At 30.9% G+C, this 16,876-nt stretch carries 11 protein-coding genes; 6 read left to right on the forward strand and 5 right to left on the reverse strand.

The genetic code is table 11. From position 1 onward, the window contains the following. Positions 1 to 101 precede the first annotated feature (101 nt). From ABWP78_RS08985 to ABWP78_RS08995, 3 genes are all read right to left on the reverse strand, one after another. Positions 102 to 848, reverse strand: a complete 747-nt coding sequence (locus tag ABWP78_RS08985) for an enoyl-CoA hydratase/isomerase family protein (RefSeq protein WP_353170682.1) — start codon at positions 846 to 848, stop codon at positions 102 to 104. 1 nt (position 849) lies between these two features. Beyond that, positions 850 to 4,344, reverse strand: coding sequence for an FIDD domain-containing protein (locus ABWP78_RS08990; protein ID WP_353170684.1), 3,495 nt, complete (start codon positions 4,342 to 4,344; stop codon positions 850 to 852). Positions 4,345 to 4,429: 85 nt separating this feature from the next. Further along, positions 4,430 to 5,254 (reverse strand): Omp28-related outer membrane protein, encoded by an 825-nt coding sequence (locus ABWP78_RS08995; RefSeq protein ID WP_353170686.1) that lies wholly within the window; start codon positions 5,252 to 5,254, stop codon positions 4,430 to 4,432. Between the two features lie 110 nt (positions 5,255 to 5,364). Here ABWP78_RS08995 and ABWP78_RS09000 point away from each other — a divergent pair, with 110 nt between their 5' ends. Both ABWP78_RS09000 and ABWP78_RS09005 read left to right on the forward strand, forming a co-directional pair. Then, positions 5,365 to 5,847 carry a TlpA family protein disulfide reductase gene (locus ABWP78_RS09000; RefSeq protein WP_353170688.1) on the forward strand — a complete coding sequence of 161 codons (483 nt, stop codon included), beginning with the start codon at positions 5,365 to 5,367 and terminating at the stop codon, positions 5,845 to 5,847. After that, the gene (locus ABWP78_RS09005; protein ID WP_353170690.1) at positions 5,847 to 7,589 is read left to right on the forward strand and encodes a DUF6029 family protein; all 1,743 of its coding nucleotides are present in this window, start codon (positions 5,847 to 5,849) and stop codon (positions 7,587 to 7,589) included. Before ABWP78_RS09000 ends, ABWP78_RS09005 begins: the two co-directional genes overlap by 1 nt. A gap of 43 nt (positions 7,590 to 7,632) precedes the next feature. Here the strand turns inward: ABWP78_RS09005 and ABWP78_RS09010 are convergent, their stop codons facing one another. Then, entirely contained in the window at positions 7,633 to 11,040 is a 3,408-nt protein-coding gene (locus ABWP78_RS09010; RefSeq protein WP_353170692.1) for a DUF8818 domain-containing protein, read from the reverse strand. 99 nt (positions 11,041 to 11,139) lie between these two features. Here ABWP78_RS09010 and ABWP78_RS09015 point away from each other — a divergent pair, with 99 nt between their 5' ends. The 4 genes from ABWP78_RS09015 (at position 11,140) to ABWP78_RS09030 (ending at position 16,397) form a co-directional block, all read left to right on the forward strand. Next, complete coding sequence (locus tag ABWP78_RS09015) at positions 11,140 to 12,453, forward strand: serine hydrolase domain-containing protein (RefSeq protein WP_353170693.1); 1,314 nt, start codon at positions 11,140 to 11,142, stop codon at positions 12,451 to 12,453. Between the two features lie 32 nt (positions 12,454 to 12,485). Further along, the gene (gene lpxB, locus ABWP78_RS09020; RefSeq protein WP_353170695.1) at positions 12,486 to 13,601 is read left to right on the forward strand and encodes a lipid-A-disaccharide synthase; all 1,116 of its coding nucleotides are present in this window, start codon (positions 12,486 to 12,488) and stop codon (positions 13,599 to 13,601) included. Positions 13,602 to 13,635: 34 nt separating this feature from the next. Then, positions 13,636 to 14,307 carry a C40 family peptidase gene (locus ABWP78_RS09025; RefSeq protein WP_353170697.1) on the forward strand — a complete coding sequence of 224 codons (672 nt, stop codon included), beginning with the start codon at positions 13,636 to 13,638 and terminating at the stop codon, positions 14,305 to 14,307. An 80-nt stretch (positions 14,308 to 14,387) separates the two neighbouring features. Next, entirely contained in the window at positions 14,388 to 16,397 is a 2,010-nt protein-coding gene (locus tag ABWP78_RS09030; RefSeq protein WP_353170698.1) for a ComEC/Rec2 family competence protein, read from the forward strand. 4 nt (positions 16,398 to 16,401) lie between these two features. On the opposite strand, the gene ABWP78_RS09035 is transcribed toward ABWP78_RS09030, so the two are convergent. Beyond that, on the reverse strand, positions 16,402 to 16,876 hold a 475-nt coding region (locus tag ABWP78_RS09035; protein WP_502905487.1), incomplete at its 5' end, for a thioredoxin family protein.

Here is a 16,876-nt window from a genome sequence, read left to right on the forward strand (position 1 = left end):
TTTATTTAGAAATTAATTAACCATAAATTTGCTTTTTAACACAGTTCATGCTGAACTTGTTTCAGGATCTCTTGACTTTATGCAAGGGTTTTTCAAAACTTTTACTTCTTAAACCCTTCCAACGCCTTCTTCGTAAAAGCACTCAGTACCAATTTTCCTGAAATTTCGGCACGTTCGTATAACAATGTGCTCCAATGTGCGGTGTTTTGCCACAACACTTGTTTCATTTCAGCTAATGCGTTTGGGTTGTAGCTGGCTAATTGTGAAGCGAATTTTTCTAATGCTGAATCCAAATCTTCAGGTTGCACTAATTTGGTAAACAACCCTTTTTCAAAAGCCCAACTTGCAGATTTCCATTCGTTTCCTGCTAAGGTTAATTCGCTCATAGCGGTGTGTCCAATTTTTCGGCTCACGGCGGGTTCAATTACAAAGGGTCCAATTCCTATAGTTAATTCTGAAAGTTTTACATCTGCTTTTGTTGTGGCAATGGCATAATCGCACGCGGCAATAATTCCTACGCCACCACCAACGGCTTTTCCTTGCACTTTTCCAACAATTAATTTCGAACAGTTTCGCATGGCGTTTATTACATTGGCAAAACCAGAGAAAAATTGTTTTCCGTCTGATAAATTATCAATTTGCAATAATTCATCAAAAGAAGCACCCGCACAAAAGGTCGTTCCTTCACTTTGTAAAACTATAATGGTAGCGTTTTCATTCAGATCTAAATCCTGAATAGTTTTCACTAATTCTTCTAATTGCGAAATTGGAAACGAATTTCCCGCTGGATGAAAAAAGGTAATGTATCCAACATTATTTTTTACTTCTTGTTTTACAAAAGCTGTCATATTATCTTTTTAAACTAAAATGTGCTTTAAATTCTTTCTGAACGCCATCTTCTGTATATTCAATTTTAAACCAATAATCCGTTGAAGGCACTTCTTGTTCATTGTATTTACCATCCCAGCCATTACCATACGGATTTATTTGTTTTAGTAATTTTCCGTATCGGTCAAAAATATAAATTTTGGCTTTAAATTCAGGTGTTAAGCCAGAAATGTTCCAAGTATCATTGTAAGTATCGCCATTTGGCGTAAAATAATTTGGATACGAAATGGTAGTTACCGAGTTGGATTGTTTTATGGGCAAACATCCATTTACATCTCGAGCATAAACCGTATAATTACCATTTGCTAAGTTTGTAAAAACTGGACTAGTCTGCCAATCTACTTGATTTAAACTAAATTCATAAGAACCAAATCCGCCAATTACTTCTGCCTGAATGGTAGCTAATCCGCTAGAGAAAATTTCAGAAACCAATTCTAATTTTACGGAATTGGGTGCCGAAGAAATAAACAATTCTGTTTGGTCTTCTTTAGAGCAAAGTGTTGCCGTATTAGTTACAACTACTTTATAAATTCCGGATGTACCAGCATTAAAAACAGCATTTTGTTGACCTCCCGTTGTGTTTGGATTGGTAGGTGTCCAAGAATAGGAATAATTGCCTGGCACGGTTGGTGTGGCATTAATTGCAAAACTTCCAGCTCCCGAACCTGGTTGTACACATAATAGTTTAAAATCAATGATGTCAAAATTGGGTAACGGATTTACTTTTAAATCTAAATATTGCCCCAAACCTACACAATCATTATTTATATTACTATCAATTCTTACCCAAATATTTTGAAGGTTTGGAACGGTATTTCTAAAGCCATCTGGGTCAGTGGTGTCTATTGGGTTTGCTTCAGCTAAAGCTTGTGCTTCGGTGGTATAATACGTTACCGTTAAGTTGGAACTATTTGCAAATAAACCTAAAATTGTATTGGTTGCAGATGCAAAACTATTTGTTGCTGCTGAAAAACTAAAATAATCAATACCATCAGTATCAGGATCGTTTAAGTCGATATAATCATCACATTCTTCCAATACAATTTTTTGAAAAGTAGCAGGAATTTGTGTTGCCGAAACTAGTAAATTTACTTGTGCCGTTCTAAAACAACCATCAGCATTTTCAATTCTTGCCCAAACCAATCCATTATTTGCAGAATTATAATTCGTTGAATTTGTAAGTGGCGCGACGTCATTTTTAGCATCCAATTGCGAAGCATGATAAGTAAAAGTCAAATTACTTTGATTGGATAATACCACATTGGCTTCCGTTAAATTAAAATCGGTGATAGCATCGGTGTCGCTATCACATTGTTTTAATGTAATAATTGGATTTACTGAAGGTAATGACATTACTACTATATTAAAACTAGTGGTGTTGAAACAATTTGTAAGCGTATTAAATAGTCGTACATAAATAATTGTATTTGACCCAGTATAAGATGTAATGGCATTTGTGCCAGAAACCGCTTCGTTTAGTAAAAGATGATACGTAACAGTAACGTTAGTTTGATTATTTAAGATTTCAACTGTTTTTTGAGTTAAATTAAATGTAGTTTGACCGTTAGTGTCATTTCCATCTAAAGCATCATCACAAGCTTTTAAATCAGTAATAGTTACTAAAGTTGGTACATCGTAATTAGTAACTACTACACTTGAAGATAATGCCGGACAAACTCCGCTTGCAGGAATCGTATAAGTATAGGTTCCGCTTAAATCAACTGCTGGATTAAAAGTACTATTTGGTCTATTTACTCCATTTAAAGACCATGTTCCACCAGTTGTTACGCCTAGCCCTAATAAAGGAAATAAATCAAATGGCGTTTTATTTTTACAGGTATTTTTTGTGTTACTTGTACCTATGTTGTTAGCTTGTTGCATAGTTACAAAAACGCTCACAGCTATTGGTGTTGGTGAAGTATTACAAGTTTTTGTAAACGAATAAACATATTCGCCAGCAATATTTACAGATGGATTAAAAATATTCCCTGCTAATGGCGCACCACCAGTTGGAACGGTCCAAGTACCTCCTGGATCAGGATTTCCATTTATAGCATCAAACAAATTTGTAGTTGATGTTGAGCAAACTTCTACGTCAGTAGGTAGAGGTGTGCTTCCAAATCCTGAATAATATCCTGCAAATCCGACGGCAGTGCCCTGAAATCCAAAAACACCAACTGCTAATGGACCAGTAGAAGTAATTGCAAGATTTCCTGATTGATTACCAATTCGATAAGATACCCAGTCGGTATTTCCTAAAACAGTCTGAGCTTGCGATGTTGGAACGGCAACTCCATTAATAGAAATTGTTGCATTGGAGTAGGTCAACATCATTAAATCGGATGTGTAAATATTGGTTCCAATTTGATTTACGTTCGGAATATTAACAGAATTTTGAAAAAAGCAACTCAATGGTGGTATAAAATTTAGCCCTGAGGTAGCGGCACTTGATCCCCCACCTAACAATTGATAAGCGAAAACAGGCTTACTTGCATGAACATATATGTTTCTGTTATTGGTTCCTTGATAATTAGAGTTGGGAACTAAATAATATTGACCAGCATTTAACGGAATTGGAACAGTGCTTCCATTTACAAAAATTTCTGTGTTGTTTTCGTGTGCAACAATTAACGGATTTTCCATAGTAGATATCCCGTTTCCTTCTATGAAAATATAATCGGTACCAATTTGTGTTGCAGATACTATTTGGTCTAAAGTTATATCACCTTGAAGATTTGTAATTCCTCCTAAAGCATTTCCTGTATTTACTGCGACAGGTTTATCTGAGGTTATTAAGCCACCAATAATTCCATCTAGATTTGCAGCTACGTTACTGTACCCACTAAAAACGATGCATTGCCCAGCATTTAAAGTATAGGTTTGAGTATCATCAGTTATATTTCCAGTACCACTTGAAAAAACAACTCCTGTATTATAATTTGATAACGTTACAGTGGTGTTATTTTCAGTTGCCATCACACTAGCAACGAAGTTCTTCCTATTGTCCTGGATTTCATTTATGGTACAACCCAATCTAAAGCTGGTGCCAATTCCAGGTTTTCCCTTTGAAATAATAGTTTCAGCATGAACCATATGTCGCATTCTAAAACTCACATAAAAATCTTTTGTTCCTTGAAGTATTATTCCTTTTCCTGAAACAACAGTATTTACATCACTTAAATTAAGAAACATATTTGTTGGCTGTCCTGTTCCAACTGTAAATGAAGCTGGAGATGCCGCAGATATGGTGAATGGTGATCCTGCATAGGGATTACCATTACCATCAGTTGCAACAACTTGAAACGGCACTGTTTCGTTGGTAGACATATAAATATATTGATCAGAAATAGCACTAGCATCTCTGGAGTGTAATGGTGGTAACCAGTGCTTATTACTCAACTGAGCATGACTGGTAAAAAAAGCAAAAATAGTAAGTAAAATATATATATTTTTCATCTGTTGAAAGTATAGCGTAGCAAATTTATTCTATTATAATTATATTAAGTTAAAAAGGAGGTCCTTTAAACTTTTTAATAAAAAATCACGGGTTAATTTGATATGTCTGAATTAGGTTTGGTGCTGCTCCTCTTACATTTATGGCTTTTCCTGTTGCATCTAAAACGAATGCAACGAAATTCATATTAGTTACATTAGCTATATTAGAAGGTATAGTAAAAGTAAAGTTTTTAATAACTGATGCTCCAGCAGTTGTTCCTGTTAAGGCGTCTCCATTAACTAAATCTGTTAAACAAGCTCTCAAAACGTGATCGTGTTCAAAATTAATAATTGGATTTTGCGCACCAAAAAACGAAGTTGCATTTACTTGATTATAAATCAAACCATCTTCCAAAACATAAACAACTAATTTTAAATTAGAAAAATTTTCTAAAAATTTTATGTTCACATTCAAGTTTATTGTTCCACCAGAAATTATTGAATTTAACGCTAAACCTAAATTTGCATTTGGTTTTATTTGATTTTTAACTTCGGTAGTTGAAATTTCATTATCCCAAAGCACATTTCTATTTAACATAGCTGTTGGATATCCCGTTACCCCAATTAATTGTTCTAATGGCGTCGCAGGAAAATCATAAGGATCTGGTGATGAGGCAACACTTCGGTGAATGGATACAGGAAAAGCCCGAAGTTGTTCCGACTCTACTTGTTTAATTCCATGCAAAACTCTCGGACAATATTGACACCAAGTTCCAGTATAATCTTCAATTAGGACATTTTTTAAAAATTTTCCAGATATGGGCTGTTCAATAACTGCAGAACTAACTGAATTATCTTCCCAGTCATTTGAGATGCAAGACACATTTATTAATCCTAAAAAAGTAATTGTAGCAAATAGAATTTTTTTCATATAATTTTTTGTTTTTCAGTAGTTTGGCATCAAACTTCTTATGCAAATTTAAAAAAATTTTTTATAATGCTGGAAATATCTTTTATTTGCTAATAAATATCTTTAAAATAATGAAAAAACTAGTTTTAAATATAATGCTATTTGTTTGTGCATTAGGGTTTTCGCAAAAAAAATTACCAAGTCTAACTCTTAAAAATTTAGAAGGAACAACTGTTTCTACTACTCAAAATTTTATAGAAAAAGACAAAGTATATGTATTTTGCTTTTGGGCTACTTGGTGCGCGCCTTGTATTCAAGAATTAGATGCAATTAGTGAGGTATATGATGAATGGAAATCACAAGCCAATGTAGAAGTTATTGCGGTTTCAATAGATGATGCAAGAACTAATAAAAGAGTGAAACCTCTTGTAAACGGAAAAGGTTGGGACTATACAATACTTATGGATACCAATCAAGATTTTAAAAGAGGTTTGGGTATTTCAAATCCGCCTTTTACGGCAGTAGTTAAAAATGGAGAAATAGTTTTTACTCAAAATGGTCATACACCTGGAAGCGAAAATCAGTTATTAGAACAAATTAAAGCGCTTAAATAATGAAGAAAATAATCAGCTTTACGTTTTTATTTTCAGCACTTTGTGCTTTTGCTCAGAATGCCGATTCTACCAAAACGAAATTAAAAGTCTATGGTAGTTTCGAAAGAAATGGGCAATGGTATACCAATGATAAAAACAGAGGAATCAATCATGATACTGTGCCATTACGCGCCAACAATTATTTCAATATAAATTTCAATTACAAAAAATTTACTTTTGGAACTCAAGTGGAATCGTACATGAATGAGGCATTATTAAATTTTAATCCAAAATATAAGGGTACAAATTTTGCTACGTATTACGCCAATTATAAATCTAAAAAATTAGATATAACTTTAGGTCATTATTATGTACAGTTTGGAAGTGGATTAGCACTAAGAACCTGGGAAGACAGATCATTAGGGATTAATAATGCGTTACGTGGTGCAAAAGTGGTGTATTCGCCAATTGATGAAGTTTCTTTTACAGCTTTATACGGAAAGGCAAGAACTGGTTTTGATGTGGCAAATGGCGATGTTTTCGGATTTAACACAGATGTTAGCGTTAGTCAACTTTTAAATATTGATGCGTTCGATTTTAAATATGGTTTTAGTGCCGTTAGTAGATACGAAAAATTACCAGTTTCTGTTCAAAATTTCAGCGCTTTTACTAATTTATTTTCAAACCGATTTGAATTGGGTTATAAAAATTATTATGTAAACACGGAATATGTTTTTAAATCGCGAGACGCCATAATTAAACAAAATGTTTTGGACACCAATTTTGCAAAAGAAGGGAGTGCATTGTTAGTGAATTTTGGATATTCTAAAAAAGGAATTGGTTTTGATGCCAATTTAAGACGCGTTGAAAATATGCAATTATTAGCGCAAAGAAATTTAGATAATTATCCAACACTTTCAAGTACAAGTTTAAATTTTAACGACAAAATATTGAACTTCGTTCCAAGTTTAACCAAACAACATCATTCTAACTTAGCCAATATTTATGTGTATCAATCACAGTTTCAAGTAGTGATGGATGAATCTACACAAATAAACAAATTTGGAGAAATTGGCGGTCAATTTGATTTTTTCTACGACTTTAAAAAAGGTACTGCTTTGGGAGGAAAATATGGAACGAAAATCAATTTAAATGTTTCTTCTTGGTTTAATTTGAAAGCAAAATACAGATATACAAACAATGCCGGAGAAAATAGTCTAAATTATCAAGCTGAATTATTTAACGCTAATGAGAAATATTTTTCAGATTATAATATAGAAATCACGAAAAAGGTTTCCAAAAATTTTAAAACGGCTTTTACGTATATCAATCAGTATTACAACAACAAACAAATTCAAGGAATATTTAATAAATATATTATTAATTCTCACACTGTATTTTCAGAATCAACGTATCAATTATCTGACACAAAATCGATTACTTTTGGCTTAGAACATATGTGGGCAGATAATGACAGAAAAAATTGGGCAGCTGGAACCATAGAGTACAATCATAACGAAAACTGGTCAATATTTGCTATGGATATGTATAATTATGGTTTTGACCATAAAACCCTTACCATTAGTGAAACAGATTTATTTGATATTCATTTTTATAATTTTGGAGCCGCTTATAAAAAAGGAAGTACGCGTGTAGCATTAAATTATGGTCGTCAACGTGGCGGTTTGGTTTGTGCAGGTGGTGTATGCCGATTTGTTCCACCGAGTACTGGTTTAGGGCTACAAATTACAACCTCATTTTAATAAAAAATTTATTTCCCAATTAAATATCTAATTGGGATTTTTTTTAGAAAAACGCACGCAACTGAATGGTTCCAGTATGCACCGTTTTACTTGTTTCCGATTTACGACCGTTATAATTTACCGAAACATCTAAAAATTGCGTAATATTTTTCTGAAACAAAAGCTGCCAAGTGGAATTTTTTCCGTTTTGTAGCCCTTCTAATAATTGAAAACCAACAGGAGAAGAAGCGCTTCCGGTAAAATTATTATTGATATAAGTAAACATTCCATTTAATGAAAATCCTTTTTCTGTATTCCAATTAAAAGAAGTTCCAAATTGTTGTTGTTTTAAATGTTCTAAATTCCCAATCGTATTTTCTTTACTATTATTTTCATAAAAAACATCCCAACTTGCGTTTTTATTAAAAATATAGGACACTTTCGGAGCAATTTCTAAGCCAGTAATATTAAAATTTCTACTTACATAATTATCAGAAATACTCTTTACATTTAAGGTGTTTGTTTGCAATTGAAACAACCAAAACTTTTGCACCAAATGGGCGTATTGTAGTTGGTGAATTTTAATATAATTTTCTTGAATTCCAAAATTCAAAATATTTTTTAACGCACTTGAATTGTAAGTATAGGTTACTGAATTTTTCTGTTTTCCTTTATTTAAAAACAAACTATTTCTAAAATTAGTATTCAAACCAATTAAATTTTTATCCGGAATTGAAAAAGGATTCCATTCAAAAGTATTTGAATTTCGAGTTATTTTTTTATCAATTATTAATGAAGTCTGATTGTAAAATTTTGATAAAAATTTCTTAAATCCTGTTTCATTTTGCCAAGCATTTCCATTAAAAGTCAGGGTTTGACTAAACTTGTTTTGATACGTTCTAATAAATATCTGATTGGGTAGAAAAATTTTTACATATTTTGCTAAATCAGAAAAGGTTGCAATTTCAAATTCTTGTAGTTCCTGAATGTTGTTATTGTTATAATCGTTCCACATATAAATTCCTCGGCCGGCATCAACTTCTAAAAACGTAAATTCTTGTTGCGCAATACTTCCCGAATTATTTTCATAAAAAGTAGTAGTTTGTATCAACTGATTAAAAAAGGAATCAGAATAGTTTACTCGCGAACTTATAGAAGGTTCTGTGGCGCGATTATCTGTAAATTTCAAGGTTCTATAATTGATGAATATGCCTAAGTTTCTTCTATCGGTTTTTATAATTTGCGATTTCAAATAAGTTGAAAAAGATGTGTTAACACGCTGTAAAAGATTGTTTTTAATACTATCATTGTGTCTTGTTAAATACCCCATTTCAGTATATACTTTTGTTGAATCGCCGCGGCCAATAAAGTTCCCAAATTCTGAAAATCGTTGACTAAAATTACTTAGAATTTTGGTTTCATTTGCTATTTCTTTATTGTTTTCATATCTAAAATTAGCACCTACATAGTTTTTCTTAAAGTGGTATTTCGCTACATTTTGACTTCTTAAAAAATTAGATGTACTTAAATTATTTTTACTATCCATCAAACTAATTTGTGTTTGAAGTGCCAGATTTTTGTTTTTTGTAAAGGTTTGAAATGCGTGTTTATATCCAGAAAAATTCATAGAATAAATTAATTTTTCAAATTGATATTTTCCAAATGTTTTCCATTTCACCGTTTCTTTTTGAACCGAATTAAATTGGACTCCACCCACCAATAACATCTGATTGCCTAATGGATTGCTAAGGTTCCAATCTCGATTAAACTCAATGTTATATAAACGCTCAATAGGTTTAAAATTTTCTTGAATGTAATTAATAGTAGCAAAAGATTGCACCTGAATACCTTTAGAAAACAACTGCTGTTTCAGATTTAATTTTGTGGCAATTCCTTGGTTATTGGCATCATCTAAATTTGAAAATAAATTTTTATCGTGGTTAGAAATGGCAATTTCGGTTTCAATTTTTGTTTTTTCTGTTGGTGAAAAAGAGCTGACAATGGTAGCAATTTGAATTTTAGTTGGCGCAATTAGCTTAACTATTGGTTCATAACTTCCTTGCGGAACACCCGAAATTGGTGTTACATATTCGTAGATTTTCCCAATCGTATTGCTACTGGCTAAAATGTAATTTCCTGAATTAGTTCCTAAGAAAGTAAATTTTACCTGGTATAACGTTTGTGTGGCATCCGTAGAAAAAACAAAAATTTCGGTGTTATTTACTTGTGCTTTTTTATAAAGTATCTTATTTTCCGAATACGAATCTACATAAGCAGAAGGGGCATTCATTAAGTTTGCATTGTCTCCAGCAAGTTGTAGTGTTTGAATTTGATTTTCAGATAAACTTTGTTGTAATGGCTGGTTTTTTACATCATTTTCATTGTACACATAAGCACCAATGCTAAATTTATCGCTTTCGTGCTGAAAACCGCCGTAGCTTAAAAAACGCGTGAAATTTCTATCCGAATATTGATATTCCATTACAATTCGCATTTCGGATGTAATTGGAAAAGTGGCGTTAAAAATAATTTCTCCTGCGTTATAATCTATAATATAATCTTTGTTTTCGCCGCGTTCTTTTAAAATTCCGTTTACATAAACACGTTCTGAACCAGAAATAATTAACACATATAATTCGCCATTATTTCCGCGTAGTTTGTAAGGTCCTTGATTCCCTTCTTGTCCTGTGAAATTACTTTTTGCATATTGTCCTCGAACTAATGAAGCAGCAAAAAACAAATCGTTTTTTTTGGTATTTCCCCAATTAAAATGCGAGGAAAGACCCTGTACTTTTTTGTTAAAATTTAAAAAGCTTGTTTTTCTATTTTCTAAAAACAAATCACCCGCTCTTATGTTCCAGTTTTTAGATGATAGTTCAATAAATATTTGATCAAATTCATCAATTTTTTGCGAATAACCTCCTTCTTGCAACGGAATATTGCTATCTTGAATGGATGCTTTTAATGTAATATCTTCAGATAATTTCCCAGAAATTTGTAAATCTAAATTGGAATTTAAAACCGTATTTTGATTGTTTCCCACTGTAAATCCGCGAGAAATACTACCATTGGTTTGTAAGCCGTTAAAAATTGGAATTTGTTTTTTTGTATTTTCCGAGAATGTAAGTAATCGTCCATTTTCATTTGGCACAATTTTTTTTTCGTCGTAAATTGTATAGGTTTTGGTTAAAAAATTTGGCAATTGATAATATTGCACTCGTACAGAATCTTGAAATATTTTTTTGAAAATTAATTTTTTAGTTTGATAATTAAATGAATAAAAAGAGGTGTCAATTTCTTGTTGATTTACATTGAAAATTTTAAATGAATTTGGATTTAACGCCGAAGTATCAATTAGAATTTCTTTATTTGTATACGCAAATTTTTTACTTTTGAAAGCGTTGTTTTTCTCTTGACCAAAGCCAACAGAAACCACACAAAAAAATAAAAGACAACTAATTTGTTTATACATACGGTAAAAGTACTGATATTTGTATAAACGTAAAAATTTTGATTTTTGTATACCATTCAATTTGCTTAATTTTGACAATAAATAACAACTTACATCACAATGAAAAAATCTCTTTCTATTTTATTTTTATTTCTTTCATTAAGCACATTTGCTCAAGAAATTCGTTTTGCAAGAATTGATAGTTTATTAAACTATTTATACGAAAATGATAAATTTATGGGTTCGCTTTGTATTCGACAAGGCGACGAAGTGGTTTTTAAACAAGCGTATGGCTATTCAGAAGCTACAAGAGGTGTCAGAGCAAATGGTGCCACAAAATATAAAATTGGATCTATATCTAAAACGTTCACTGCCACAATGATTATGCAATTAGTGGAAGAAAAAAAGATTTTATTAACGACTAAGTTAAATCGATTTTTTCCAAAAATTGACCAATCTGATAAAATTACCATCGAACATTTATTGTATCAACGCACAGGAATAAAAGATTATGCAAATGCGGATGCTACATTAACAGATGTTTTGGGCAAACCAAATACGAAAGAGTTGATTCTAAAGAAAATAGAAAATTATTCTTCTATGTTTGAACCCGATTCTCAACACGAATACAGTAATTCTAATTATTTTATATTAGGTTTAATTATCGAAAAAGTAACTAAAAAATCATTTGCAGAAAATTTAAAAACAAGAATTTCAGACAAATTAGAGTTAAAAAATACCTATTACACCAACGAAAAAACAGACGTAACTAAAAGAGAAAGTTATTCCTATGCATTTAATGGAGAATATTGGGATAAAATTGACGAATGGAATAACGATATTGCTTTTTCTTCTGGAGGAATTATTTCTACACCTGAAGATTTAACAAAATTTATTCATTCCCTTTTTAAGGGGAATTTAGTTACTCCAGCTTCATTAGAACTAATGAAAACATTAAAGGATACATACGGAATGGCATTAATTCGTTTTCCTTTTGGAGAAAGAAAATTTTATGGTCATAACGGTAAAATAGAAGGTTTTGAATCGTCAATGGGTTATTATGAAAAAGATGATTTGACAATTTCTTTAATTGTAAACGGTGAAAATTATAGTCAAAACGACATTATGATTGGAATTTTAAGTATTTATTATAAGTTGCCTTATCCATTTCCAAATTTTAAAAAATTAGATACAGAATTGATTAAAAAGTACTCTGGAACCTATGCATCAAAAGAGATTCCTTTAAAAATTAACGTTTTTGAAAAGGAAGGGAATTTATTAGCTCAAGCTACAGGACAACCGAGTTTTCCATTAACTTTTTCTAAAGATGATGTTTTTGTCTTTGTTCCAGCCGGAATTGAAATGGAATTTACATCAAGTACAAGTTTCATCTTAAAACAAGGTGGTAAAAAATTTAATTTTACTAAAGAATAGAATTTTTTATCTTAGCCAATTAATTTATTTAAATGAAATATTACATAATAGCGGGCGAAGCATCTGGCGATTTACACGGGTCCAACTTAATGAAAGCCATTTTAGCAAATGATCCAACTGCAGAAATACGTTTTTGGGGTGGCGATTTAATGCAAAATGTGGGTGGCACTTTAGTAAAACATTATTGTGAATTAGCATTTATGGGTTTTGCCGAAGTGATTATGAATTTGCGAACCATTTTAGGTAATATTTCTGTTTGTAAAAAAGATATTTTATCCTTTCAGCCCGACACAATAATTTATATAGATTACCCAGGATTTAATATGCGAATTGCGAAATGGGCTAAGAAATTAGGCATTCAAAATCAGTATTATATTTCTCCTCAAATATGGGCTTGGAAAGAAAATCGCATCAAAGACATCAAGCGTGATATCGATAAAATGTATGTGATTTTGCCTTTCGAAAAAGATTTTTACGAGAAAAAACATAATTTTCCAGTTGAATTTGTGGGTCATCCGTTAATTGATGCCATTTCAGATAGAAAGCAAACCAATTTTGAACAATTTACAAAAGAAAATAATTTAACGAATCAACCTATTATTGCTTTGTTACCCGGAAGTAGAAAACAAGAAATTGAAAAAATGCTTTCCATTATGCTTTCGGTTGTAGCTAAATTCCCTGATTATCAATTTGTAATTGCTGGTGCACCAAGTCAAGAATATCAATTTTACAAAACATTTTTGACTACAGAAAACGTAAAATTTGTAAGTAATAAAACGTACGATTTATTAAGTGTTTCTCACGCTGCTCTAGTAACATCGGGAACAGCTACTTTAGAAACAGCATTATTTAAAGTACCGCAAATAGTATGTTACAAGGCCAATAAAATTTCTTATGAAATTGCAAAACGAATTATTACACTAAAGTTTATTTCTTTAGTTAATTTAATAATGGACAAAGAAGTGGTGAAAGAATTAATTCAAAATGAGTTAAATACCACTAATTTAGAAATCGAATTGCACAAAATTTTATCAGGAACATCCAGAGAAATCATTAAAAATGAATACGAAATTTTAGAACAAAAATTAGGAGGAAAAGGCGCAAGTGAAAAAACCGCGAATGGTATAATTTCTTCTATTAAAAATTAATTTGTAAATTTATACTTCATAAAACCCCAAAATAATGAAAAAATCAATTTATATTTTCCTACTAACTATTTTCTTATATAGTTGTAAATCCATGCAAAAGCCCACAATTGTTACATCTAAACAAGTGGCTCAAAAAACAGGGAGTTATTCATTTACTGAAAAAACAGGATTAGAAAAACCAGCAAAACTAACCAAAAAAGAAGAAAAAGCGATTGAAAAAGCAAAACACAAAGCTGCACAAGATAGTATTGAACAATCCAAAATAAAAGTAGTTGTGGAAGAAGAAACGCCACAAGATTTTACACCAACTTTTGAAGTTTCAGACTATATAAAGCAACAAATTCTTAATGTTGCGGCAGAAAGTTTAGGGTCACCATACAGAGGAGGCGGTACTACACCAGCTGGTTTTGATTGTTCTGGTTTTGTTACCTATACACTTAACCAATTTGATATTACATTACCAAGAAATTCGGCAGAAATGGCTAAAACAGGAAAACGTATTTTAAAAAAGGATGCAAAACCTGGCGATTTAATCTTTTTTAACACGAATGGAAGTAACATTAGTCACGTTGGTATAGTAACAGAAAACTCAGACGGTGTAATTAAATTCATTCATTCCTCCACAAGTAGTGGGGTAATTTATTCCTCTACTTCTGAAAATTATTATGCAAAAACTTTTGTTGGAGTAAATAGAATTTTAGAGTAAATTCTTGTTACCTATTACTGCATTTTTTACTGAAAAATAATCCCAAATTGTTTTTCTATTGTAAACAAACCTACTAACTAATGAAATTTATTAAATTCCCAATTGTTCCTTTACTTTTCGGTTTTAGTATTGGAATTTTAATTCAATATTACTTTTCCCTACCGTTATTTTATATTTTATTTGGACTGTTTTTAAATGTAATTTGTTTTTGCATTGGCTATTTTCTGAATACTAAAAAGAAATTATATTCTTTGTTTTTTGAAAGTTTTGTAGTGCTTTTGTGTTTAAATTTAGGTGCTCTTTCAAGTTATTTCAATATTCAAATACATTCGAAAACTCATATTTCTAATTTTGTTTCAGAAAAAAATATTGTTCAAGGTGTAGTATCTGAAAAATTAAAATCATCAACGTATTATAATAAATTTATTTTAAAAGCAGCACACATTAACGGGCAAAAGTGTATTGGTAAAATACTACTTTATGTCCCAAAAAAACATAAAAAAGAAATAGAGGTTGGAAACAAAATAAAGTTATTTGAAACGCCAAAATTACTTCAAAACGCATTAAATCCAAATCAATTTGATTATTCTAAATATTTAAAAAATCAGAATGTTTTTCATCAAATTAAAATAAAAGAAACAAATACAATTAGTGTTTCAACAGACACAAATTTTTATTATTATATCAATTTAATTAAGTCAAAATTATTAAAAAGTTATGATGTAAAAAGTTTTAAAAAAGACAATTACAATCTATTAATGGCATTGCTTTTTGGTGAAAAAACAGAATTATCCAAAGAAATTAGTACGAATTATACACAAGCAGGAATTATTCATATTTTAGCCATTTCAGGACTACACATAGCTTTAATTTACGGAATTGTACTTTGGCTTACTAAACCATTGCTTCGATTCAAGAAAGGAAAATTGTATATTTTTTTACTTTCTTTAAGTGTCTTGTGGTTTTATGCTATTTTAGCTGGATTTTCTGCTTCAATTGTACGCGCAGCAGTTATGTTTTCAGTAGTAGCTTTCGCCAAAATGATAAACCGACAATCTAATATTTATAATTCTTTAGCTGTTTCCGCCTTGCTTTTGCTTTTATACAATCCAAATTATCTTTTTGATGTTGGATTTCAATTGAGTTTTGCAGCCGTTTTAAGTATTGTAATTTTTCAGCCTTTAGTAAGAAAATACAGTTATTCTAAGCATTTAATTATCTTAAAAATTAAAGAATTATTGCTCATTTCTTTGGTGGCTCAAATTGGTATTTTACCTCTAATATTGTATTATTTTGGACAATTTCCTTTATTGTTTTTATTGGCTAATTTAATTGCGATTCCGCTTTCAAGCCTTATCCTAATTTTAGGATTGGCATTGATTCCTTTCAATATTTTGTTGCCGAAAGTAGCGGTTTATTTGAGTATTTTAATCAATTTTTTAATTGATATAATGAATAATTTTACTGCTTGGATCGTAAAATTAGATGTTTTTATTATCAAAAACATAGCTTTTCACGAAGTGTTAGTCTTTCTTTTATATTTGCTTATTGGTACGATAGCATATTTTGTATACTTTCCGAAAAGGAAAAATTTTAAGCCCATATTAGTTTCTATAATTATATTTCAATTGGGCTATTTTTTACTGAATTCTACCGAAAAAAATAATAATGAATTTGTAGTTTTTAATAGTATGAAACACACGCTATTTGTTGAAACAAAAAATAATGAATCTGTATTTTATATGGATGATTTTGCTAATTCTAAATCTGCAATAGAAGCGTATACAAGAGGAAAATTTGTTAAAAAGTATCGAATTGAACCTATTAAAAATGTATATAGTTTTAACAAAAAAATTCTTTGTATTGATAGTTTAGGTGTGTATAATACAAAACAAAAACCAGAAATTGTGGTGCTAATTCAATCGCCAAAAGTTAATTTAAAGCGGTTAATTTCAACTATTAAACCAGAACAAATAATAGCTGATGGTTCTAATTATAAAAGTTATATAAAACTTTGGAAGGCCACTTGTGAGCAAGAAAAAATCCCTTTTCACGCCACAGCTGAAAAGGGATTTTATAGATTGAAATAAATTCTTACTTTTTGATAATTTGATTGGCGCTTTCAAGCCAAACTTGTGGGCCACCAGCAACATATCCTGTGCTTCCAAGGGCTTTTAAATTTACTTTTGCATCGGCTGTTTTGGTAGCGTTTACAAACCAAACTGTAGGATAGCCTCTAACTTGTAATTGTTGTTGTAATTGCGCATTTTGTGCTTTAATGGCTTCCGTTTGTTCATTTTTTCTTGGGAAGTCTAATTCTACTAAAATTACATTATTGGAAGCCCATTTTACAAATTCTGGGGTTTTAAAAACTTCTTTTTGTAATCGAATACACCAACCACACCAATCTGATCCTGTAAAAAACAAAAACATAGGTTTGTTTTCTTTAATAGATAAATCGGTAGCAATAGATACATCTGTATGCCACTTTAATTCTTGACTTTGTGCGATAAATCCACAAATTAAAAAAGTGAATGTTAAAATTATTTTTTTCATAATTATTGTCTTA

Origin of the sequence: Flavobacterium sp. (assembly GCF_040402955.1) — a bacterium.
In the GTDB taxonomy this organism is placed as follows: Bacteria; Bacteroidota; Bacteroidia; order Flavobacteriales; family Flavobacteriaceae; genus Flavobacterium.